Annotated in this window: 18 protein-coding genes; 14 read left to right on the top strand and 4 right to left on the bottom strand. The window is 45.1% G+C overall.

Annotation, left to right across the window (positions count from 1 at the left end; all coding sequences use genetic code 11):
• Positions 1-24: 24 nt before the first annotated feature.
• Positions 25-498, bottom strand: a complete 474-nt coding sequence (locus DWX68_RS12760) for a hypothetical protein (RefSeq protein WP_118629753.1) — start codon at positions 496-498, stop codon at positions 25-27.
• Positions 499-662: 164 nt separating this feature from the next.
• Here DWX68_RS12760 and DWX68_RS12755 point away from each other — a divergent pair, with 164 nt between their 5' ends.
• Positions 663-989, top strand: coding sequence for a helix-turn-helix transcriptional regulator (locus DWX68_RS12755; RefSeq protein ID WP_008982557.1), 327 nt, complete (start codon positions 663-665; stop codon positions 987-989).
• A gap of 611 nt (positions 990-1,600) precedes the next feature.
• On the opposite strand, the gene DWX68_RS12750 is transcribed toward DWX68_RS12755, so the two are convergent.
• Both DWX68_RS12750 and DWX68_RS12745 read right to left on the bottom strand, forming a co-directional pair.
• Positions 1,601-2,155: an ImmA/IrrE family metallo-endopeptidase gene (locus DWX68_RS12750; protein WP_118629751.1), complete on the bottom strand. Its 555-nt coding sequence runs from the start codon at positions 2,153-2,155 to the stop codon at positions 1,601-1,603.
• Between the two features lie 51 nt (positions 2,156-2,206).
• Complete coding sequence (locus DWX68_RS12745; RefSeq protein ID WP_002304411.1) at positions 2,207-2,656, bottom strand: helix-turn-helix transcriptional regulator; 450 nt, start codon at positions 2,654-2,656, stop codon at positions 2,207-2,209.
• Between the two features lie 286 nt (positions 2,657-2,942).
• Between DWX68_RS12745 and DWX68_RS12740 the strand changes: the two genes are divergently transcribed.
• The 8 genes from DWX68_RS12740 to spoVT all read left to right on the top strand — a co-directional run bounded on the left by DWX68_RS12740 (position 2,943) and on the right by spoVT (position 11,133).
• Positions 2,943-3,506 (top strand): hypothetical protein, encoded by a 564-nt coding sequence (locus DWX68_RS12740; protein WP_118629749.1) that lies wholly within the window; start codon positions 2,943-2,945, stop codon positions 3,504-3,506.
• A gap of 261 nt (positions 3,507-3,767) precedes the next feature.
• On the top strand, positions 3,768-4,073 hold the full coding sequence (locus DWX68_RS12735; protein WP_182432191.1) for a helix-turn-helix transcriptional regulator: 306 nt from the start codon (positions 3,768-3,770) through the stop codon (positions 4,071-4,073).
• A gap of 546 nt (positions 4,074-4,619) precedes the next feature.
• Complete coding sequence (locus DWX68_RS12730) at positions 4,620-4,991, top strand: type II toxin-antitoxin system PemK/MazF family toxin (RefSeq protein ID WP_147354954.1); 372 nt, start codon at positions 4,620-4,622, stop codon at positions 4,989-4,991.
• 112 nt (positions 4,992-5,103) lie between these two features.
• The gene (locus DWX68_RS12725) at positions 5,104-5,331 is read left to right on the top strand and encodes a DUF6870 family protein (RefSeq protein WP_118629745.1); all 228 of its coding nucleotides are present in this window, start codon (positions 5,104-5,106) and stop codon (positions 5,329-5,331) included.
• 156 nt (positions 5,332-5,487) lie between these two features.
• Positions 5,488-7,173, top strand: coding sequence for a recombinase family protein (locus DWX68_RS12720; protein ID WP_118629743.1), 1,686 nt, complete (start codon positions 5,488-5,490; stop codon positions 7,171-7,173).
• Positions 7,174-8,883, top strand: a complete 1,710-nt coding sequence (locus tag DWX68_RS12715; RefSeq protein ID WP_118629741.1) for a recombinase family protein — start codon at positions 7,174-7,176, stop codon at positions 8,881-8,883.
• 1 nt (position 8,884) lies between these two features.
• Positions 8,885-10,441, top strand: a complete 1,557-nt coding sequence (locus DWX68_RS12710; RefSeq protein WP_118629739.1) for a recombinase family protein — start codon at positions 8,885-8,887, stop codon at positions 10,439-10,441.
• 161 nt (positions 10,442-10,602) lie between these two features.
• Positions 10,603-11,133, top strand: coding sequence for a stage V sporulation protein T (gene spoVT / locus DWX68_RS12705; RefSeq protein WP_118629737.1), 531 nt, complete (start codon positions 10,603-10,605; stop codon positions 11,131-11,133).
• Between the two features lie 421 nt (positions 11,134-11,554).
• Here the strand turns inward: spoVT and DWX68_RS12700 are convergent, their stop codons facing one another.
• Positions 11,555-12,883: a Na+/H+ antiporter NhaC family protein gene (locus DWX68_RS12700; protein WP_117796660.1), complete on the bottom strand. Its 1,329-nt coding sequence runs from the start codon at positions 12,881-12,883 to the stop codon at positions 11,555-11,557.
• A 533-nt stretch (positions 12,884-13,416) separates the two neighbouring features.
• Here DWX68_RS12700 and DWX68_RS12695 point away from each other — a divergent pair.
• The 5 genes from DWX68_RS12695 (at position 13,417) to DWX68_RS12675 (ending at position 22,160) form a co-directional block, all read left to right on the top strand.
• Positions 13,417-13,692, top strand: a complete 276-nt coding sequence (locus DWX68_RS12695; protein WP_022360642.1) for an HU family DNA-binding protein — start codon at positions 13,417-13,419, stop codon at positions 13,690-13,692.
• A gap of 131 nt (positions 13,693-13,823) precedes the next feature.
• A complete protein-coding gene (locus tag DWX68_RS12690; protein ID WP_022346712.1) occupies positions 13,824-14,063 on the top strand; it encodes an RNA-binding S4 domain-containing protein in 240 nt (79 codons plus the stop codon).
• Between the two features lie 38 nt (positions 14,064-14,101).
• Positions 14,102-14,767: a TetR/AcrR family transcriptional regulator gene (locus DWX68_RS12685; RefSeq protein ID WP_118629735.1), complete on the top strand. Its 666-nt coding sequence runs from the start codon at positions 14,102-14,104 to the stop codon at positions 14,765-14,767.
• Positions 14,768-14,994: 227 nt separating this feature from the next.
• Positions 14,995-15,237, top strand: coding sequence for a hypothetical protein (locus DWX68_RS12680; protein ID WP_182432190.1), 243 nt, complete (start codon positions 14,995-14,997; stop codon positions 15,235-15,237).
• Positions 15,207-22,160: a ZmpA/ZmpB/ZmpC family metallo-endopeptidase-related protein gene (locus tag DWX68_RS12675; protein ID WP_118629731.1), complete on the top strand. Its 6,954-nt coding sequence runs from the start codon at positions 15,207-15,209 to the stop codon at positions 22,158-22,160. Before DWX68_RS12680 ends, DWX68_RS12675 begins: the two co-directional genes overlap by 31 nt.
• Positions 22,161-22,212: the final 52 nt, after the last annotated feature.

Genomic DNA, 22,212 nt, shown 5'->3' with positions numbered 1-22,212 from the left:
CTTTCCGAGAAAAATAAAGCGAAGTCAACGAGGTACATCTGTCAGATTCATGATCTTTGCATCTGACTTTTTTGCATATTTCATGGTCTGATAGGCTCCGCCAGAATTGTGTTCTATGCAGAAAATAACTAAATCCGACCGGTCAACCATGGATCGATTTCTGACTTGATGGGCGGACTTGAAGTGCTTTTCTGCGGATTCGAGACAGATTTCAATTTCATCATAATACTCATGAAAAGACTCCTCGTTGTTCCGGTATTCCGCCGTCATATATGGCAGTACAAGAACGAGAGAACTGTTGTCATCACGGATGGTTCGCTTGCATCTGCGAACCGTTGATGAAACAAGCTGATCAAATTCTCCGTCTCGCCCAACAAGGAATTCGACATATTCTTTGGTAAGAAGCAGCTCACGGATGATTGATTCCAACTGTTGCTCAATCCAAAACGGATCATCAACTTGTCTGTGTCCAAAGAAACTGACAGCGAATAAATTCATAGAAATCTCTCCTTTGGAGATGCTTAGTACTGGTATCACCAATCAAGCCAAGATATTGATAATTATATCACCAATACAAGAAAGGATAAAGAGAAAATTCGTTTTCTCGCTACCAACGTCGCCTTCCGATTCATACTACAATAGTTGAGAAAGGAGGGACAGGAATGGCCAACACGCAGTATGATGAATTTATTCGTATCAGGATTACAGAATTAAGAATAGCAAAGAATATTTCCGAACACAAAATGAGCTTGGATTTGGATAAGAGTGGCTCATACATTCGTGGAATAACCAGCGGAGCAGCCTTGCCGTCTCTCAGGGAACTGTTCAACATCATCTCGTATTTTGATATGACACCGGCAGAATTTTTCGCCCCGCTGGACGATGCGAATACCCCGTATCGTGAATTGTGCGAGAAGCTGAGAACCATGAATGAGGAAGAACTCGAAAAGGTCAGCACCTTTATTGGCTGGATTGAGAAGAAAGAATAATCAAATGGAATTAAGATTTTAACCTGGATGCCAAATGGCAGTCCAGGTTTTTTCTTTCTCAGGAAAGCGTTCAGAATGAACGAGTAGCCGGTATCGTAGATACCGATCAAAGGGGATTGGGGATGCTTCCCCAACAAGCAAATTTGCGAAGATTGCACCGAAGGGAAAATCGAGAAAATGAGTGAACCTGTACAGGTTTACACTGCTTGCCAATTTGTAAAACCCCAAAATTCCGCTTCTCTAAGCTCTAAAAGTCCTTCCGCTTCAAAAATTCGGATAATTCTTTGAAATGAGAAAATAAAATGTAGTGGTAGCTCACTTTCTTGTTGGGTTTACCTATTTGCGTGCTATAATTATAAGCACAGGTACTTTTTGAACGAAATAGCTGGAAGAAAGGAATGGTGAAATGATGGCTGTCAGCTATAAGAGACTATCTTAAATTTTCTAACTTTTTCTTGAGAGCTATTATCAGAAAATGTACAGATGCTGATTTTGACCTTCCGGACGATGAGCCTGTTTGACTTCCTGATGACAACTAAAAAGTCCACCAGTCATGATGCACTACGCATCGTACTGGTGGACTTTTTCTGTAAAGATATAAAAATAGATATTCATATATCGCCATAACCAATGTCGCTATCGTAGGCATGAAGATCTTCTTTCAGGAAATCTGCTTTACGAATATACATCGAATTTACCAGCTCTCCTTTTTCGTGGAGCAGGCTGAATTTGTAGTCTAATAATGCTGCCGGTACATAGAGCATTTTAGCCGTTTCAAAAAATGTGTGTTCCGAAAGGCATTCCAGGACTTCCCCATCTTCTAACAGAAGCTCCGCCGCAAAGAAGTTTGCTTCATTTTCTTCGATTGATCTATCATCAAAAACTTCCATTTCTTGAAAGCCGTGCATCATGGCGATTTTTGTATGCAGGACAGCGTGTCCTAATTCATGTGCGACTAATATACGCTCCAGGATACCGTTCACATTGTGATCTATCACGATATTCTTTTGTCTGGACTGGTAATAGAAGAAGCCCTTCAATTTCTTCTGTAAATCGTAATAGTGGATTTTGATACCTAACAGCTGACATAGCTCGTAAGGGTCTCTGGTGTGATATTTTCGCACAAGCTTATCGACAGTTTCAATGATATGCTCTGCCGTTTTCATTTGCTTCACCTCCGAATCGCACACAGAAAACATATTCTGTGCTTGAGGATTTTACTCTTTATCTTTATGCTTTCTGTATTTCTTCGGAGTGTACTTTTCCCGTGCTGTTTTCTTAGAGTCCATATAAACTGACATAATCGCCTGGAAGAATACATCTTTTGCGTCCTCGTCCAATTCTCCACCGGCAAACAGAGAATTTACACGACCCAACACTTCCTGAGCTTCTTTTGCTCCTTTTGAACCGAAGTTTTCCTTTGCTTCTAAAATAAACATATCCTGATCTATATGGCTCTGGCTATCCGTTTCAGATTCGTCCAAAAGATAGGACACAGAGATATGCAGCGCTTCAGCAAGTTTTCTGATGTTGCTTTTTCTGGGGAGTGTTCCGAGCTGCTCATAGGTGTAAAGGGATCTTTCGGAAATGCCGGTCATCTGGGCAAGCTCCGTTTGAGATAGGTTCATAGCCAAACGAGCTTCTTTAATTTTTTCTCCAAATGTCATGGTAGTATCCTTCCTTTCAAAAAATATTTATTCGTAACTTCCGATTATTTGTTGACAAACTTCTGGAAAATGCTATAATGAGAATCAGAACAGAAGTTTTAGTTCCACTTAATTATATATCGGAACTTTTATAAAGTCAAGAACTTCCGATTTCACTTCTGTTATTTTAATCAAATATCGGAAGTTATAGTCATTCTTGTCCCATGGTATTTGTTTCCCTTTAGCCAAGTGACAGGAGTTAGAAAGGAATTCTTATTTTATGGATTAGGCTGAAAGGAGATTCTGAATGAGCAGATATAATACACTGGTATTAAGCAATATTCGAATGCTTTGCCGGATGCAGAACATTGACGAGAAGGTTCTGTATGAAAGAGCAAAGCTGATTTTATCCATATATCGAGAGGTGTGCTGGTCTACCATTGATCGTGCGAATGATGTATGTGATACCCTTATTTGTACTTACGGTGACAGCTTAGATGGTGCATTGATTTATCTGGAGAACTTTGCTCCGGATGAAGCGAGAGAACGATTTGAAGAACGCATTCGCAGCTTATTTGAGACAAAGTGGATCATTGAACTGGTAGATATGGCTATGTTGAAAATCAGAGAATATCCAGATAAAGGCGCTCTGTACTGTGAGATTATCTCCAAGGCATATCTCAACCGCTTCAAGTACAGGGAATCAGAAATGCTGGAGGTTTTGAATATGGAACGCAGCACCTACTATGACCGAAAGAAAGAAGCGATACTGTTATTTGGTCTGTCACTTTGGGGAACAGCCATTCCTAAATTGAAAGATTTCCTGGAAAGTGCCAGGGAGGAAGAAGCCTTGTGTTATTGTGAGTGCTAAGGCAGGATTTTAGTCCGACTAAAATCCGATGAAAATACGACGGTTTCCCTACTGAAAGTCCGACTTGTTCAGTGTTAAAATGGCTATGCTGGGAGATAGCGGCATAAAATTGAATAGAGAGAGTTACGCCTCGTGCCTGTAATGGGTACGGGGCTTTTTTTATACCTGCCTATCTTCCTTCATTTTAACACAAAGGCATGAACGAGAGCTTGGAGTAATTTACTCCGGCTCTTTTTTTATGCCTGCAAGGAGGACAGGCAGATGGCAAAGGGTATTGAGAATCGGGCACGATCTCCTCCCTCTGTTTTTGATTTTGCAACTTCACAAATTCAAAAACACGGAGGAACGAAAATGTATTACGACTTGGTTGAAAGCGGAAAAAGAATTAAAGCCTTGAGAAAGGAACATGGGCTTACACAGGAACAGCTTGCGGAGCAGTTAGGTGTTGCCGCAAACACCATTGCACGAATTGAAACCGGCAACAGAGGTATCTCTATTGATTTGGCAATCGAACTGGTTGTGCGCTTTGAGACAACCCTTGATTACATATTTTTAGGTCGTGAATAACCTCAAAACTATACCTACGAGGCAATAAAAACCTGCATTTGGAACAGGTACAATTTAGATACAGCCAAAGAAAACGGCTGATTGTTCCTTGAAAACTAAATAGTCATTCATCAGATACATTCCTGTTGTCGGTGCGAGAGCATCAGCCACATCAGCGATACGCAATGACCTGCTACTTAGGAGATAGAGTCACTTACGTTACTTTTGTCTGTCCTTCCTGTGGCAAGAGCGAGAACTATCGGCTCGTAAATATCGGGTTGCTCCCGATACGGCAATGAAAACAACAGGCACAATGATACTTCTGCCCAGCCACAGCCCCTTTTCTCTTTTCAGGGAACGGGGATCACGCAATGGGGGTAGCCCGGTGAGAACCACGGGGAGGTTAGATTCCTATGGAGTCGGTTAGCAGCTGACCGTCTGATGATTTCCCAGACAGTATTCTGTCTCCCAGGGGTGTCGAGGACAAATATGGGAACGACATAGTAAACACGAAGGGGCAGTTTCTGCCCCTCTTACATAAGACGATGAAAGGAGGGCAAACAGGTGATGGATAAAAATTGGGAATACCGCCGTGGCGATATATATTTGGCTGACCTGTCTCCGTTCTGCGGCTCTGAACAAGGTGGTGTTCGCCCGGTTGTTGTTATTCAGAACAACACCGGCAACCGGCACGCCCCTACTCTGGTTGTGGCAACCGTCACAGCCAGAACCAGAAAAAAGACAAAACAGCCAACCCATTTTCTGATTAGAGATAACCCGGCTCTCAGCAGACCTTCTATGGTGTTGTTGGAGCAAATCAGAACCATTGATAAGCAGCGAATTGAAAGATATTTGGGTAGAGTTACCCGACAGGAAATGTTCGGTATCAATAGAGCGTTGCTTGTCAGTCTTGATTTGAATACATCCTCTCGTCAGTGAAAACTATGGGCAGACCTACCTTTGTGGGGCTGCCTATACTTTTGCCGATGAGGTTCCATGAATAACTCAGGGAGATTTTGGCAAGAATGATAAACGAAGGTGGTGATTGCAGATGACAAGAAGTGAAGCGACAAAATCTACAGCAGCTGAACAGCTGGTGGATATTCGAGATGTGAAAATTGATCGCTCTTTGCCGAGTGAGGAAAGAATCAAATCCTTTATCGAGCAGATTAAAAATCCTTACCAGTTCAAAGTAGGCAACACGGTTGTGAGAGTGTCGTTTGCAAATACGCAGAATACGATTACTGACAACTTCATCAACATGATTGCTTCTATGTAACGGATAAATCCGTTGGAAGAAATTGGCGAGATACTAATGCGGTGACAAACTGGATTTTCGCAGTCCGCTATGGTAACATAGCCTTGGACAAAATCATGCGAAAACTCCGGTTTGTTTTTTCAGCTTCGGACGATTAACAAACAGGAGTGGCGCACTATGCAAAAAAGTATTGATAAGATTTACTATGCCGCCATCTACCTGCGTTTATCGAAGGAAGATGGTGACCTTTCTTCTGGCGAGAAGAAAGAAAGCAACAGTATCGCTAACCAGCGAAAGCTGATTGAAGATTATTTGAGCAGAAACCCTGAGATCACTTTGGTTCAGGAGTTCTGCGATGATGGTTATACAGGTGCTAATTTTGACCGTCCTGACTTTCAGCGAATGATGGAACAGGTCAAAACAGGAAAAATCAACTGCATCATTGTCAAAGACCTTTCCCGTTTTGGTCGTGACTACATTGATTCCGGCAGATACATTGAGAAGATTTTCCCGTCCCTGGGCATCCGTTTTATTGCCATCAACGACAACTACGACTCTGCACAGTCTCAGCAGGCAGGCAACGAAATCATTCTTCCGTTCAAAAACCTGATTAACGACTCTTATAGCAGAGACATTTCCATCAAGATTCGTTCCAACTTGGAGACCAAGAGAAGAAATGGCGAATTTGTTGGAAGTCATGTGGTCTACGGCTACCGTAGATCTGACGATGATAAAAACAAACTGGTCATCGACCAGACAGTTGCTCCGGTCATCCAGAGCATTTTCAGCATGAAGATGGATGGCTTCAGTCCTGCACAGATTGCAGACAAGCTGAATAAAGACGGTGTTCCGTCCCCTTATGAATATAAGAGACAGAGTGGTTCCAAATACCAGTCTGGTTTCAAGAAACAGATTCAGACCGATTGGGGCGCAAAAGCGATTTATCGCATTTTGAAAAATGAGATGTACACCGGCACTCTGGTTCAGGGAAAGACAACAACTCCAAACCATAAAATCAAAAGCAGAACCACAAAAAATGAAGCGGATTGGATGAGAACGGAGAACGCACATGATGCGATTATCTCTCCTTCCATTTTCGATATGGTTCAGAAGCTCATGCTTGAGGACACAAGAAGTCCTTCGGGTGATAATTCTGTGCATCTGTTTTCAGGTAAGGTGTTCTGTGCTGATTGCCAGAGTACCATGACCAGAAAGAAAACCAAGTCCGCAGGCAAGGAGTATGTGTACTTCGTTTGCAATGCCAATAAGGTAGATCGCAAGGTATGTGATGCACACACCGTAAAGGAACAGGTTGTTTACGATGCTGCTCTTGCGGTCATTCAGGCACAGGTTTCTCTTGCCTTAAACTTGGAAATTGCCCTTGGGGAATTGAACGGTATCTCTTGGGAGCGCCGTGAAATGGAGCGTATCGCTTCAATAATTGCCAGACAGGAAGAAGTTATCGAACACAACAAGCAGATGAAAGCTCATGTGTACGAGGACTTCAAGACAGAAATGATTACTCGTGAGGAATACTTTATTTTTAAGGCTGAGTTCGACAAGAACATTCAGGAAGCCAAAGAAGCTATTGCCCGTCTGGTAGGTAATAAAAATCAAATCAGTTCTGGTCTCACGGAACAGCAGAGCTGGCTTGCACAGTTCAGAGAATACGAAAACATTCAGGAACTGAACCGCAGAGTCGTAGTCAATTTCATTGATAGAATTGAGATTACCGAGGATAAGCAGGTTCATGTTGTTCTGAATAACGCAGATCAGTTCCAGGCGATTATGGAGTTCCTGGAGGAAGAAAAAGCGAAAGCCGACGCAAAGAAGGTGATTTCGTTCATAAGGGAGGTGAGCTAAATGGCAAGACCGTCAAAGCGCCGTCAACAGGCATTAGCCAGTCAGACCGTTGCTGCGGAACAGTTTACTGTCGTTCACAAGACTGCTATCTACGCTCGTCTTTCTCGTGAAGATAATCTGAATAGCTCTGATTCCATCGAAAATCAACTGGCATTGCTCAATGAGTATGTAAGCAATCGTCCGTATCTGGAACTGGCAGGAACCTTTGTTGACAATGGCTATACCGGAACGGACTTTGACCGTCCTGAATGGCAGAAGCTGATGGAAGCAGTTCAGGCAAAAGAGGTTGACTGTATCGTAGTAAAAGACCTTTCCAGACTTGGACGTAACTATATCGAGACCGGTGAGTTCCTTGAAAAAATCTGTCCGTTCTTCGGTATCCGTTTCATTGCTATCAATGATGGTTTTGATACCGACACCGTAGAAGCAAGCGGTCAGCTTTCTGTGTCCCTTTCCAATATCATCAACGATTACTACGCCAAAGACATCTCTCGCAAGGTATCATCTGCCCTGAGAAACAAGATGGAAAACGGCGACTTTATTGGTGCATGGGAAAAGTATGGATACCTGAAAGACCCAAACAATAAGAATCAGCTGATTATTAACCCGGAAACCGCACCTGTCGTAAAGCAGATTTTTCTGTGGCGTAGCGAAGGTATGAGCTACATGGGTATCAACAAGAAGCTCAATGACAGCGGTGTTCTCTCTCCGGGGCAGTACAAAGCAAACCGTGGCATTGTTACGAACAACAACCAAAAAGACCGTGTTATCCTCTGGAACAAGCACATGATTACTGAGATCCTGAAGGATATTACTTATCTGGGTCATTTGGCTCAGAGAAAGGCTTCTCAATGTTTATATGCCGGTATTTCCTTCCATCGTACAGAGGAACAGAACTGGATCATCGTTGAGAATACCCATGAGCCTATTATTGAACAGGAACTGTTCGATAAGGTTCAGGCTATCAACAATGCTGCCGCTGAAAAGTCAAAGGCAAACAGCGGTAAGTATGACCACTTACCGAAAGCCGTAAACATCTATGGGAAGAAATTCACCTGTGCTGACTGTGGCTCTGTAATGAAACTTGTCCGTTCTTTCAGCACAAAGAAAGACAAGGTGTACTTTACCTTTAAGTGTCCGACCTATGCCGAGCATGGCACAAGAGCCTGCAATGCGAAAAAGATGCGTAAAGCAGACTTGGATGAAGCTGTGCTTTCTACAATCCAGGCACAACTTGACCTGTTTGTAGATATGCAGGACAGTCTGCATCAGTTGTTGGCTATGAAGAAAGCCATGGCGAAGCAGAATGGACAGAAAGATGAACTCAAGTCTCTGAAAAAGAAGCTCGACCAAAAAAAGGGGTTGTTTGGAGGGCTTTATCGAGATTTGCGTGAGGGTCTTATCTCTGATGAGGATTATGCACAGACCCGTGAAGTCATTCTGGGCGAGATCAAACGCTTGGAAAAGCAGTTGGCAGAGCTTGAAGGAACCACGAACAGATTTGAAGAACAGCTCCGTGGTGAAAAGAAATGGGCTGAACTTGTAAAGAAATATCACAATGCCACCGAGGTTACTGCCGAAATGGTGGATGCAATGATTGTTTCTATGAAGATGAACAAAGATAGCTCTCTGAGCATTGAGTTCAACCACATGGACGAGTTCAAGGCTATCTACGATACTATCGACATTCTCAGGAAGGAGGTTGCGTAATATGAAAAAGTGCATTGGCATCTATCTCCGTCTTTCTCTGGAAGATGTAGACAAGAGAACCAACAGGACGAAGGATGAAAGTAACAGCGTTACTGCACAGCGTCAGCTGATCCAGCGACATATCGAACAGAACCTTTACCTTTCTAATCTGCCGCAGATGGAGTTCTGCGACGATGGCTTTAGTGGCACGAACTTTGAGCGACCGGACTTTCAGAGGATGATTGATCTTATCCGTGCCGGTGAAATCCATATCGTGATTGTCAAAGACCTTTCCCGTTTTGGTCGTGACTATCTGGAAGTAGGCGACTACCTGGAACACATTTTTCCGTTCCTTGGTGTCAGAATGATTTCCATTAACGACCATTACGATAGCGAAAAGTATCTTGGCAATACCGCAGGTATGGACATTGCCTTTCGTAACCTGATTTACGATTACTACAGTAAAGACCTTTCCAAAAAGGTCAAGTCGGCTATGAGAACAAAACAGCGTAATGGTGGCTATATCACCTGCTGTACTTATGGCTACAAGGTTTCTCCGAAAAACAAGCATCAGATGATTATTGACCCCGAAACGGCACCGATTGTACGCAGGATTTTCACCGATGTTATCGCTGGTAAATCCACCAGTCAGGTTGCCAGAGAGTTAAATGCTGAGGGCATCCTCACTCCGCAACAGTACAAAGGTGTTGCCAGAAGAAAAGACAGCCCTTCCAAAGCGTTATGGACACATAACCGAATATTGGATATGTTGAAGAATGTCAAGTACACCGGTTGCATGGTGAATCACACTCGTGAGAGCATGGTGATCCGTGCGAAGTCACAGCGTAGAGTTCCAAAGGAAGATTGGATATACCATGAAAATGCCCATGAAGCCATTGTGACAACAGAGGAATTTGAAGCAGCACAGGCGGCTCTGCGTAAGGTCAGACCCCACACAAAAAAGAACAAAGAAAACTCATTTCCATTCTATTGTGCTCATTGCGGTCGTAAGCTCCAAAGAACCTTTGGCACGGATGTCCACTTCTACTGCGTAACTCCGTATTGGGACACCGATGCAGAACCGTGCAAATCAGTCAGATGGGACAGGACGGATATTGAAGAAGTTGTTCTGGCTGCGTTAAAGGCTCAAATTGCCGTTATGACGGTCGAAACTGTGGGTAAAACTCAGAATACCATTTCCGAAGGAGCTTTGCTCAGACAGCGTCTGAAGGTACTTGCAAGCCAGTTGGAAAGTGGTGATACCCAGAAGGTCAAAAGTTACCTTGACTATCGTGAGGGACGCATAACCAAGGAGGATTTTATCGTTCTCCGTTCTGAGCGTGAAAAACGCATGGAAGAATTAAAAGTTCAGATTGCGGAAACAGAAGCTGCGTATGAAGATTTTCTTGAAAAGGAAAATCAGGCAAAGCAGGAACAAGCAATCGTTGAGCGTACAAGCTCCATGAATGATGAAGCTCTGAAAGAACTGATGTATGATGCGGTTGAGCGTATCAATGTCACGGACAATCAGAATATTGAAATCATCTGGAAGTTCGATGATCTGTTTGCAACAGCATAACAAAGAGCCAGTCAGAAACGACTGGCTCACATCTTTGAATAAGATGTCGATTTTTGTCCTAAAATGACTCAATGAGTAGGACGGGTGTGAAAGCTCCAAAAGCTGAAGAATCCTTATATTTCAATGCTTTTCGGGGCTTCACAAAAATTTTTTGCACCTGATTGACACAATCAGATGATCTGGGTCGCGTTGTCATCCCGAAAGAGATACGCCGGACGCTGCGCCTTCGGGAAGGGACGCCGCTTGAGATATTCACGGACCGCGAGGGCGAGATTATATTGAAAAAATATTCACCGATGGTGGAGCTGGCGGCATTTGCCGTGCAGTACGCGGAGGCGATGGCGCAGTCCACGGGGCTGATGGTCTGCATCGCGGACCGGGATCAGATCATCGCGGTATCCGGGGGACCAAAGAAGGAATATTACCAGAAGACGATCAGCCGGGCGCTGGAGCTGGCAGTCTCCGAACGTCAGAATATCTGTGCGGCGCGGGGAGAAAAAGCATTTATCCCGATTACCTCGGATGAGGTGGAGGAGAGCAGCGCCGAGGTGATTGTGCCGATTTTGAGCGAGGGAGATGCGATCGGGGCGGTGATTCTCCTCAGCCGGGAGGCAAAGCAGGCGCTTGGAGGGGCGGAGATGAAGCTGGCAGCGACGGCAGCCGGATTCCTGGGACGTCAGATGGAAGGATAAAAAAGATAAATGAGATAAATCTGCCTGGAAACAGGCGGTGAGAGAAAAAAGAAGACGGGATCGATGGAAAACGTAAAGAGAGATAAAACTCCTGGGCGGTTGTCCATCGATCCTGTTTTTGATAGTCCTGTATTTGATAAAAACTGGTATTTGATATAACAGATATATCGAAAAGCAGACGAAAGCGCAAGGAAGTTCACAGATACTCCATGATTTTTCACAGAAAAAACACAGCAAGGCGCACGACAAACGCATGAGTAAATAAATTGTGAACACGCCCTCTTTTTTGTTAAAATTAAGAAAGAGAGGTTATATAGTGAAACTTCGAGATATTTCATAAAAGAGCTGTCTGATGACGAGAAAGTCGGACAGCTCTTCTTATGTTTAGCTTTTTATGTGTACAGTGGAAAGGGTTCCGCTGTTATTTTTTTGCCTTGACACGGTCTCCGCGCTCTGGAAGCAGAAAGATACAGATTAAAGAACTGATAAACAGCATGCTTGGATAGAACAGAAGCGGCATGACCTCAAAGGCAGACAGTTCATAGCCCAGCTCATGAACCGCCGATAATGCTACCAGCATCTGAGCACCGTAAGGCAGGATTCCCTGGGAGATACAGGAAAAGGTATCCAGAAGGGAGGCTGTCTTTCTGGCACTGATGCCATAATCTTCAGAAATTTCCTTTGCAATAGGGTTGGCCATAACGATAGCTACTGTGTTATTGGCAGTTGCGATATCCAGCAGGGTAACTAAAAGGCCGACACCAAACTGACCGCCGCGTTTTCCACGGAAGATGCGATGAATAACGTTAAGAAGAACGTCGAAGCCACCGTTTTCACGGATCAGTGCGCACATAGCTGCAACTAAGATGGCAACCATACTGGTCTCAAACATGCCGGAAGTGCCGGAACCCATGTTGGTAAGCATTTCCCAGGGAGTAGTCTGGCCGGAGCCCAGCATAATGATGGCACCGGATACGATTCCGACTAACAGAACGACAAATACCTGAATACCGGCAATGCCGCCTGCTAATACCAGAAGATAGGGGATCAGCTGAATCAGGTTGTATGGTTTTATGATGGCAGCTCCCGGATCCTGATGGAAGGAAACGACCAGGATAAGTGCCAGGGAAGCGATGGCAGCCGGAAGTGCGATGCCGAAGTTCTCACGGAATTTATCCTTCATAGCACATCCCTGACCGTTGCAGGCTGCGATGGTTGTATCGGAGATGAAAGAGAGATTATCTCCAAACATGGCACCGCCGATGACAGATGCGACGCAAAGGGCCAGAGAGAAACCAGAGGTCTCAGATACGGCAGTGGCAATCGGAACAATCAGGGTGATGGTTCCAACGGAGGTTCCCATGGAAGTAGAGACAAAGCACGCTACCACAAAGAGAACAGCAACGGAAAAACGGGCCGGGATAAGAGACAGCATCAGATAAGCAACGCTTTCAGCACTGCTTCGTCCTACGACACCGACAAAGGTTCCGGCTGTCAGGAAGATGAGAAGCATGGTGATGATGTTCTTATCTCCGATGCCTTGCCCCATCAGCTCCAGTTTCCGGTCAAAGGAAAGAGAACGGTTCTGGAAACAGGCCGTCAGGATCGCAAGCATAAATGCGACAACAATCGGAATGTTGTAAAAGCCCATCGGGATCTTCATGATATATTCTGACCAGATTCCTAGCCCCAGATAAAAGATCAGAAATACAGCGATAGGCAGAAGGGAAGATAGTTTTTGCTTTTTCATAATAATTTTCAGCCTTTCTATATGTTTGCCGTAATAGGCCGGATATACATTATTTGATCTTACCATAAGAATGGGATTCAGGCAAGTAAAGAAGACAGTGTAACTGTAACGAAAAGGTTGACGAAAGCCTGTAAAAACGATATTCTGAAAGACGGAGAAAAGCATGCAAAAACGATAGAAAACATGATCGGAAATGAGATAAAAGCACAAGGGATTTCACAGATACTACACGGGTTTTCACCAGAAAATCACAGTGTGAAGTGCTTGCGTGTGCTTCACACTATGATTTTGGCGATGCTTCGCATTTAAAATCGGAATAATCTGCTGCCTCAACGGCATCGTACGGAATTTTCAGTTTAGAAAATTCCTATTTGCGAGTCGTAACGATTGTCGGTTCGGAATGTGAGGAAAAGTGCAAAAAACCTTGACAAAGCAAGGAGAAATGTATATAAATGTAAAGTAAGATTTGCGGGCATGTACGAAGAAAACTAAGAGGATTCATGTGCAAAGATATAAGCTAGGAGGAATATACGATGAACAAGACAGAATTAATCGCAGTTGTAGCTGAGAAAGCAGAGCTTTCCAAGAAAGACGCAGAGAAGGCAATCAAGGCTTTCACAGATGCAGTATCCGAGGAACTGGTTAAGGGCGGAAAGATTCAGCTGGTTGGCTTTGGTACTTTTGAGGTAGCTGAGAGAGCAGCTAGAGAGGGAAGAAACCCGAAGACCGGCGAGACCATGCCGATCGCAGCTTCCAAGACTCCGAAGTTCAAAGCTGGTAAAGCATTAAAGGATATGGTAAACGCATAATTATCTCAGACATATATGTGTGACAGACAGCCCTTCGTGATGATACATCATGGAGGGCTTTTGATATTATGGGGATTGAGGGAAATCCGCTATGATGAAAATGCCCTGCAAGGGTTATGGAAAGGGAAGATATGAGATTAGACAAGTATTTGAAGGTATCCCGCATCATCAAGAGAAGAACCGTAGCCAATGAAGCGTGTGACAGCGGACGAGTGATGCTGAATGATAAAGTGGCAAGAGCCAGCGCGGAGGTCAAGGTTGGGGATGTGATTGAAATTGCCTTCGGCAATAAATCGGTGAAGGTCCGCATTACAAGCGTACAGGAGACCATCCGCAAGGAAGATGCCAAAGAAATGTTTGAATACCTGTAAAAATCCAAGAGACGTCAGTAAAAGGCGCGGAGGACGAAATGCCAAGAAATATAGAGCGGGATGAAAAAGAGGCGATGCGCCGGAAAGAACAGCTGATGGAAGCTGGATTCAGGCTGTTTTCGCAATATGGGATCGAGAATGTCAGTTTACAGAGGGTGGCGGACGCTGCGGAAGTGGGCGTTGCGACCCTATATAACTATTATCAGACGAAGGTCAAGCTTGTGATAGCGATCAGCGGAAAAATCTGGGGCGATCTCTGGAAGGAGATTCTGGAAGAAAAGGGACCGGAGATATTTGAATCATTCACGGCGTATCAGTACATTGAGTTTTATACGGACCAGATCATCCGGATTTACCGGGAACGACCGGAAATGCTCCGGTTCAGTAATAACTATAAAAACTTTATCTCCCGGGAGAAGGTCAAGGGTGAAGTGCTGGCTGAACATCTGGATGTTTTGAAGCCGGCAGGAGCGCTGTATCATAAGTTCTATGAGCAGGCGAGGAGTGATAAAAGCATCCGGACCGATATTCCGGAGCAGCAGTTATTTACAAGCGTTGCGATTGCGATGCTGGCAGTGGCTGAGCGCTATGCACAGGGAATTGTGTGGGCGGACGATCACAAGGCAGACCATACGCAGGAACTGGAATTTTTAAAAGAAATGCTCCTGACATGGTGCAGAACCCCGGAGACGCTGAAGAAATAATCATATAAAGAACGGAAATAAAAAAAGAAGTCAAGAGAATGCAAGCTTTTCGGGCTTCTTTTTTGTTTATGCGCTTAAAAGAACAGCTCCTGTCTTGAAATCGCGAGGGATGTTTATTATAATACAAATATAGTTATGACTCATTTGTGTATGTACACTTTATGACTAATAATAAAGATTTCGAGAATGAGAGGAAAAAGCGTATGAGAAGGAGAAAAAGAAGAATCTTGGCAGCAGGAATGGTGGTAGTGATAACGTGCAGTTCATATGGCTCTGTGCCGAGAGTTTATGCGAACTCGAATTTTTATCAGATCAGGGAGATCGAAAGTTTATCGGAACAGGTTCTGTATCAGAAAGTTCCCTATGGCACCCGGTATCAGGATCTGGAGATGCCGGACAGCATAGACGTTTTTGTCAGCGGGGGGGGCAAAATGAAGATGTGCCTGACGCAGGGAACGATGAGAATGTAGTTGCGTTTGCCAACCGCACAGATGATGATGCCGTGCTGGAAAAACTGGACAGCGAAGCGAAGGGAGAAAACGAAGATACCGAAGGAAAAGATGCCGGAGAGGATAGCAAAGACAAAGGCGAAGAGGACTTAGAGAAAGAGGAATCCGGTTCAGATGAACAGGGAGATTCTGGGAAAGATGGAAATTCGGCAGGAAATGGGGACTCCCAGGATGAAAATGCAAATCCGGGAAACGGTGAATCGGACGGAAAAGGCGAAGATTCGGATTCTGGAGAGAATGGATCGGATGAAAGGGGCGAAAATTCAGATTCTGGGAAGAAGGAATCCGATGAAAAAGATGATTCCGGTAAGACAGATTCCGGTTCTTCGGGTGGAAATGCAGATTTGAATGAAGATGCCGATTCTTCGAATGGAAAAACGGATGAATCGAATGAAGATGTCAAGACGGATGAGAAAACCGAGGAAGAGATTGACGAAAAGGAAGGTTTCTGGCGAAAAGTAAGGGTGCGCTGGGTTCTGGATGAAGAAGAGAGCCAGGCATCCCGTTATGATGGGGAAAATCCGGGCATCTACCTGTTCCGTGCAGAGCTGAAAAGCAGCAATTATGAGGTAGATGAGGACGAACTCCCGGTGATCCAGATCACGGTCCTGGAAGAAGAGCAGGCGAAAACGACGCTGGAATTTGCACCGTTGGAAGAATCGATCGCCGATCAGCTTCTCCCGCTGGGAAGCAAGGAATCCGACATCCGGTTCCCGGAGACTCTTGCCGTGCGTGAGACGATGGGAGAAGAAACCACCGAGCGGACCTTGTCGGGTGTTACGTGGAAACTGGATGCGGAAAACAGCGCCTATTCCGAATTTCAGGGCGGACTGGCACCGGAGGACTATTTTGACCGCTTCGATGAGGACGGTGAACCAGAAGAAACTGAAGAAAAGACCTGGGAGGGCTACGATAAAGCCAATGAAGAATACAATGGGGCGATCTATACCTATGTTCCGGTGATTCCGGAAAGCGAAGAGATACCGGAAGACACTGCTTTGCCGGAGATCCATGTGCAGGTGGGAGACGCGGGGATTGCGTTGTATAGTGGTAGGATAGAAGGGCAGGGAACGGAAGAAGAACCGTGGCAGATAAAAAATGAAGAAGATTGGGAAACCATTACAACAAATCCTCGATATTGTAAGTATGGTAATTTGCAGGGATGTATTCGATTAGAGGGAAAAATTGATTTTAGTCAAATTAAAGAGGAGAGCCGGAAGATACCGCTTAAATTACATGACAAGACATTTGATGGAAATGGATATCCGATAGAGAATCTCAAAAAACCATTATTCAGTGTCGCGAATGGTACAGTGAAAAATTTAATTTTACCAGATGTAGAGATTGATGGAAATGGAAATCAAGGAGCGATTGCTCAGACGGTAGGAGATAAAGCAAGAATTGAGAATTGTTATATTAGCGGTAGTATCACAGCGACAGGAAGTAATAATGGTGCAGCAGGTGGATTAATTGGGGCGGCTCAAAATGCCCAAGAAGCTCCCCTGACGATTGAAAATTGTGTTGTTAATGCAAATATCACAAGTAAAGGAAAATTTCTGGCAGGAGGTTTGATCGGTTCTGTTAGTTGGAGTAATGCGGTAACAATCAAAAAATGTATTGCAATGGGAACTGTCTCAAGTGAAAATGGTCAAGGTGCAGGTGGATTGGTTGGTGGACCAAACCGAACGGTCACAATTAACAATAGCGCAGCATTGCAAGAAGAGGTTTCCACAAAAAAATCGAAATACTTTGTAGATCGAATTTTTGGTTATGACAACGATAAGGCTTATGTAAACGATGGACAAAATTTTGCCTATCAGGATATGAGGGTTAAATGTGGTGAAATCCTTCTTGATAAAAATAATGATAAAAATTATAAAGATTGGCCAAAGTCGCATCGTGGCGAGCGTGTTTCCAAAACAGACCTTTTAACAGCCGATTTCTGGAAAAATATGATTGGCTGGGGAAGTGATACGGAAAACTGGAAATTTTATGATAAGCAGCTTCCAACGCTAAAGATGGAGAGAAGTAATGATAATAAAGAAGTAGAGATATTCTCTGGAACAGACATACCAGATTATCTTGAGGCAACCGAGACAAAAAAAGGCTCAGTAAAGTCTGGAGAAACCGGAATCGCAGGCGCAGAGATTACTTTTAAAAAGGGCAGTAGCGAGAAAAAGGCGGCAACAGATTCCGATGGAAATTTTAGCATTGATCTTGCCAACGGAGAATATGACGTAACAATCAAAAAGACCGGATATCTTACGGTTAAGAAAAAAGTTACGATTTCGGATTCAGAAGCTCTTAATTTCACCATGGAAACAAACCCGGTTTCCATGCTTTCGGGACAAATTGTGACAGGAACTTTCCAGACAACCGATGCGGACACTGTCACGGCAGATGGAAAAATTGCGCTTACGTATACCGGAAATGACAATTTACAAGCGGAGGATTTTAAACTTTCATCCGAGGAAGATGGAACGGAGTATGACGGAGTTACAATTCTTGCAGTGGACAATACAGAAAATGGACGGGGTATAAAGATTCAATTTGCTAAATCGTTGAATCTTGGCAATACGAATGAAATAACATTATATGTCCATTACAAGGGAAGTTCGATTGGTTCAATTGTGCTGAAAAAAGAGGTAAATCTTGTTCAGCTTGCGGCGCCTGCGGATGTCAAATGGGATGAGACAGTAAAAGGAAAGACCGTCTGGAGTCCGGTTGCATATGCATCGGGCTATAAAGTACAGCTCTATAAGGATGGTTCAGCACTGGGGAATCCGGTAACACTTGGGGCGGATGCAGCCGGTCACGATTTTACCGCCCAGATTGCAGAGAGCGGAACCTATACGTTTAGAGTCCGGGCAACGGGAGATGGTTCAACCTACGGTGACAGCGAGGAGGCGAAGAGTGGAAATTATGAATTTTCCGAGCAGACCTTAGAGGATGTTAAAACAGCGGCACAGGCAGCGCTGCAGGCGATGACAGTGACAAATGAGACAACAGCGGATGAAATTTTGCAGGCTGTACGGAACATTATCACAAATCGAAAAATTCATGCGAGCTGGTCCGATGAAAAAGGGTTCCATCGAACACCGGCAACGGATGGCGAAGATCCGGGACAAAACGGAAGTATCACGGGAACGATTGTTTTGAGCGATACATCTGAGGGCGCGTCAACAGAAACAATCGAAATAAATCTTCCAATCGCGGCGAAGTATGCAATTACTTTTGCATCCGGACGCCAGGATTCACAGGGAACTGCGCCGACACTGGGAAATGCCGCAGCCGGAACTGTGATTACGCTTCCGAAGAATCCCTTTAAGGTATATGGCATGAATTTCGGAGGCTGGAGTGACGAAATTCATACATATGCCAGCGGTGCAAGTTATACAATGCCGGGAGGAAATGTGACATTTAAGGCGGTATGGGTGCAGGATCAGTGGGATGGAACGACAGTTGTGGAACCGACCAAAGATGAAAATGGTTATTATCAAATTAGTACCGGGGCGGAGCTTGCGTATTTCCAAACTCACGCAATGCAGAAAGCAAAGCTGATGTGCGATATTGATTTGGGAGAACATCCATTTACGCCGATTTCAAACACAGTAGTAGAGTTTGATGGATGCGGACATACGATTCGAGGCTTGAATGTGATCGGCAATGTTTATGTGGGATTGTTTCAAGCAATTTCTTCGAATTGTGAAATTAAGAATCTGACCATAGAAAATGCGGAGATTAAAGCTTCCCGCGATGAGGCGAGAGTTGGCATCCTGGTGGGTGATGTACATGATTCTCTGACAGTAGAAAATTGTTACGTCAGTGGAACAATCGAAACTACAGATGGAACGAATAAGATTGAATCGGCAGGTGGTTTGATTGGAAACGTAATGGAGAATTATTCGGTAAAGATTCAGTCCTGCTATGCAGATGCTAAAATCAAAAGAACCACCGACAGGGGGTTTGCGGGTGGTTTGGTCGGCTGGACCGGTGGAACTACAACCATTGACAACAGCTATGCAGTTGTGGATATGGACGTTGATAAGGGATTTTATATCGGCGGACTGGTAGGAAGCGGCAACGTAACGATCTCCCACAGCTACGCGGCAGGCGAAGCGCTGACAAAAAATTCCACTGGCGCAGCCGTGGCGGGCATTTCCGACAACGGTTCGATTTCCTCCTGTGTCAGCATTTTCCCGGAGATGCGATCGCTCAACCGGATTGGCGGAACGTCAGGAAAGTATACGAATAACTACGGCTTTGCCGGAACAGTTGCGAGAAAATTAGATGGGACGATTTTGACCCCAGATCCGAATACGATGGGGGCAGACAAGCTATATGGAGCGGACGTAACAGAGGCAGAACTGAAAAATTCAGAATTTTATGAAAAACTGGGCTGGGATTTTGATTCTACCTGGACGATGGATTCAACCGGCGAGTATGCCTTCCCGATTCTGAAAAACCAGACCTTACGTCCGAATCTGACGCTGGATCTGAAACCGTCGGTTACTGGAATTACGCTGGATAAGACCGATGAGACGATTTATCCGAGAGGAAGCGTCCAGCTCACTGCGACCGTCGATGTGGCAAACGGAGCGTCCAGAGATGTGACGTGGAAAAGCAGTGATCCGGCGGCAGTCAAGGTAGAGGACGGCTTGGTAACCGCTGCGGCTGCGGCAAATGGAATTTATACGATCACAGCCACCAGCGTGGCGGATCCTTCCAAGCAGGCAGTATGCCAGCTGACAGTTGATACGGCGGAGCACATGGTTACAGTAGGACGGGAGAAGAAGAATACCAACTCTCCGAATGCAGTCGTGAAAGCCTATGCATCTCTGGAAGATGCAATAAATGGAATAAATCCGATTTCTACGACAGGTAGTGAAACTGGTACATTTACATTTTCACGGAAAGCCGGAGAAAAAGTTTACCTTGCATTTACGGGTCTGGATTCGGGAGATGTCGTACACCAGGTGACAATTACCGATGGGAATGATTCACAGGTGGATGCGGCAATCTGCAATCTGGAGAATCCGACGGTGTATTGCTTTACGATGCCGTGTTCAAATGCCTCCGTACAGGTTTCCTATGCGGAAAATATGAACGCGTACCAGTATACCTGGTTCGTAGGACAGGAATGGGGTACCTGGGGAACAACGGCAGCCTTTGAAACCAAAGAGTGGAGTGGAGTGGACCATATTGGCTCTCTGGAAGTAACAAAGATTATCAAAGGCAAGCAGTTTAAAAAATTTAATATAAAATCAATGTCGTTGTATAAGAAAGGTTCAGTTACACCGAAAAAGGTAAATAGTAGAGCAGAACTTAAAGAGAACGGCGATTATTACATCGAAAAAGATAATACAACCGGTCTCCCGACTCTCTATGTATACTTAGAAGGACCGGGCATGGTAGCTGTGGATATCGAGGTCCAGGATGATCCAACTGCGGTATTTTCGATCACGCAGAAGCCGGAAAGCAGTTCTTATTATACGCTGGACAAGACTACAGTAAACGCCGGGAAGCAGGTAACGGCGACCTTGACAGATGAAGGTGTCAGACGGATGAAGGAGAATCCGAACAAGAATGCATGCCTTACATACAGCGGTGGTTTACTTGTAGTTATTTACCCGCCGAAATTTACCGAATCCGACGGCAAATGGACGGCTTCCTTTAAGATGCCGGCGCAGGATGTTGAGACCCATGTGTATTTTGGGGACAAAGATAAGGTTACACTGAATGGTACGGATAAAGAGGTTGATTACGATGGAACGCCGAAGTCTGTGGGGGATGGAATTCAGGCAACGATAGGTGGACAGGATCTTTCGGAACAGTTTCAGGGTCAGTATGAGGTTCACTATGAAGGTGTGAACGGAACCGTTTATTTCAGCACGACACCGCCGACCAATGCGGGAACGTATTCCTGTAGGATTAAGATCCCGGACAGCAACGTAAATTATAAGAGTGATCCGATTACAGTGCGCCTGACGATCAAAAAAATAGCAACAAAGACCCCGAAAGCACCGCAGGCAGCAGCGTGGACAGACACCAGCGTGACCCTGGAAGCACCGTCTGCATTTGTGGATGGAACCGCGATTCCGGCAGGATATGAACTGGAATACTGCGTGGATCAGGGAGAATGGCAGGATTCACCGGTATTTACCGGGCTGACACCGGAAACGACTTACAATTTCTATGTGAGACTCAAAGAAGGTGTCAATACGACAGCATCCGCAGCCAGCGAGGCGGTCGCGGTCCAGACAAAGAAAGCATCGTCTGACCCGTCCGATCCGACGAAACCGGATCCATCGAATCCGACCCCGTCCACCCCAGGCAATCCGCAGGGAACGGCCACTTCCGGCCGCGACAGAAGTACCAGCACATGGGTAAAAGAGAGTGCCGGATGGCGCTACCGCCTGTCAAATGGCACGTATCTGTCCGGAAGCCTGGTTCTGGATCCGGCGACCGGCAGGCAGGTTGAACAGGTTGTGTGGAAACAGCTCCGGGGCGCATGGTGGGCATTTGGAGCCGACGGATATATCCGGACGGGCTGGGTCTATGATTACAGCGCAGGCAAATGGTACTATGTGGACGAAAACACAGGCATGCGGACGGGCTGGTATCTGGATCCGCAGGACGGCAGATGGTATTATCTGGATCCGGCAACGGGAGAGATGCTGACGGAGTGGCAGCTGATTCCGGATTTAGGATATGTATACTTAAATCCGTATGCACCGCAGCCGACCTGGGCGTATGATGAAGCATTAAAAACCTGGGTTTACATGGAGGGCGCAGGGCGTCCATACGGCTCCCTTTATATGGCTGAGTGGACACCGGACGGCTATTATGTAAATGCAGACGGTGTCTGGGAACCGGCCAGATAATCATTCATAAACCTGAAAACCTCCCAATATATTTAACAATAGGCAGCTATAG

Source organism: Clostridium sp. AF20-7 (assembly GCF_003479275.1).
Taxonomy (GTDB): Bacteria; Bacillota; Clostridia; order Lachnospirales; family Lachnospiraceae; genus Otoolea; species Otoolea fessa.
This window is presented reverse-complemented; position numbering and strand designations above follow the sequence as displayed.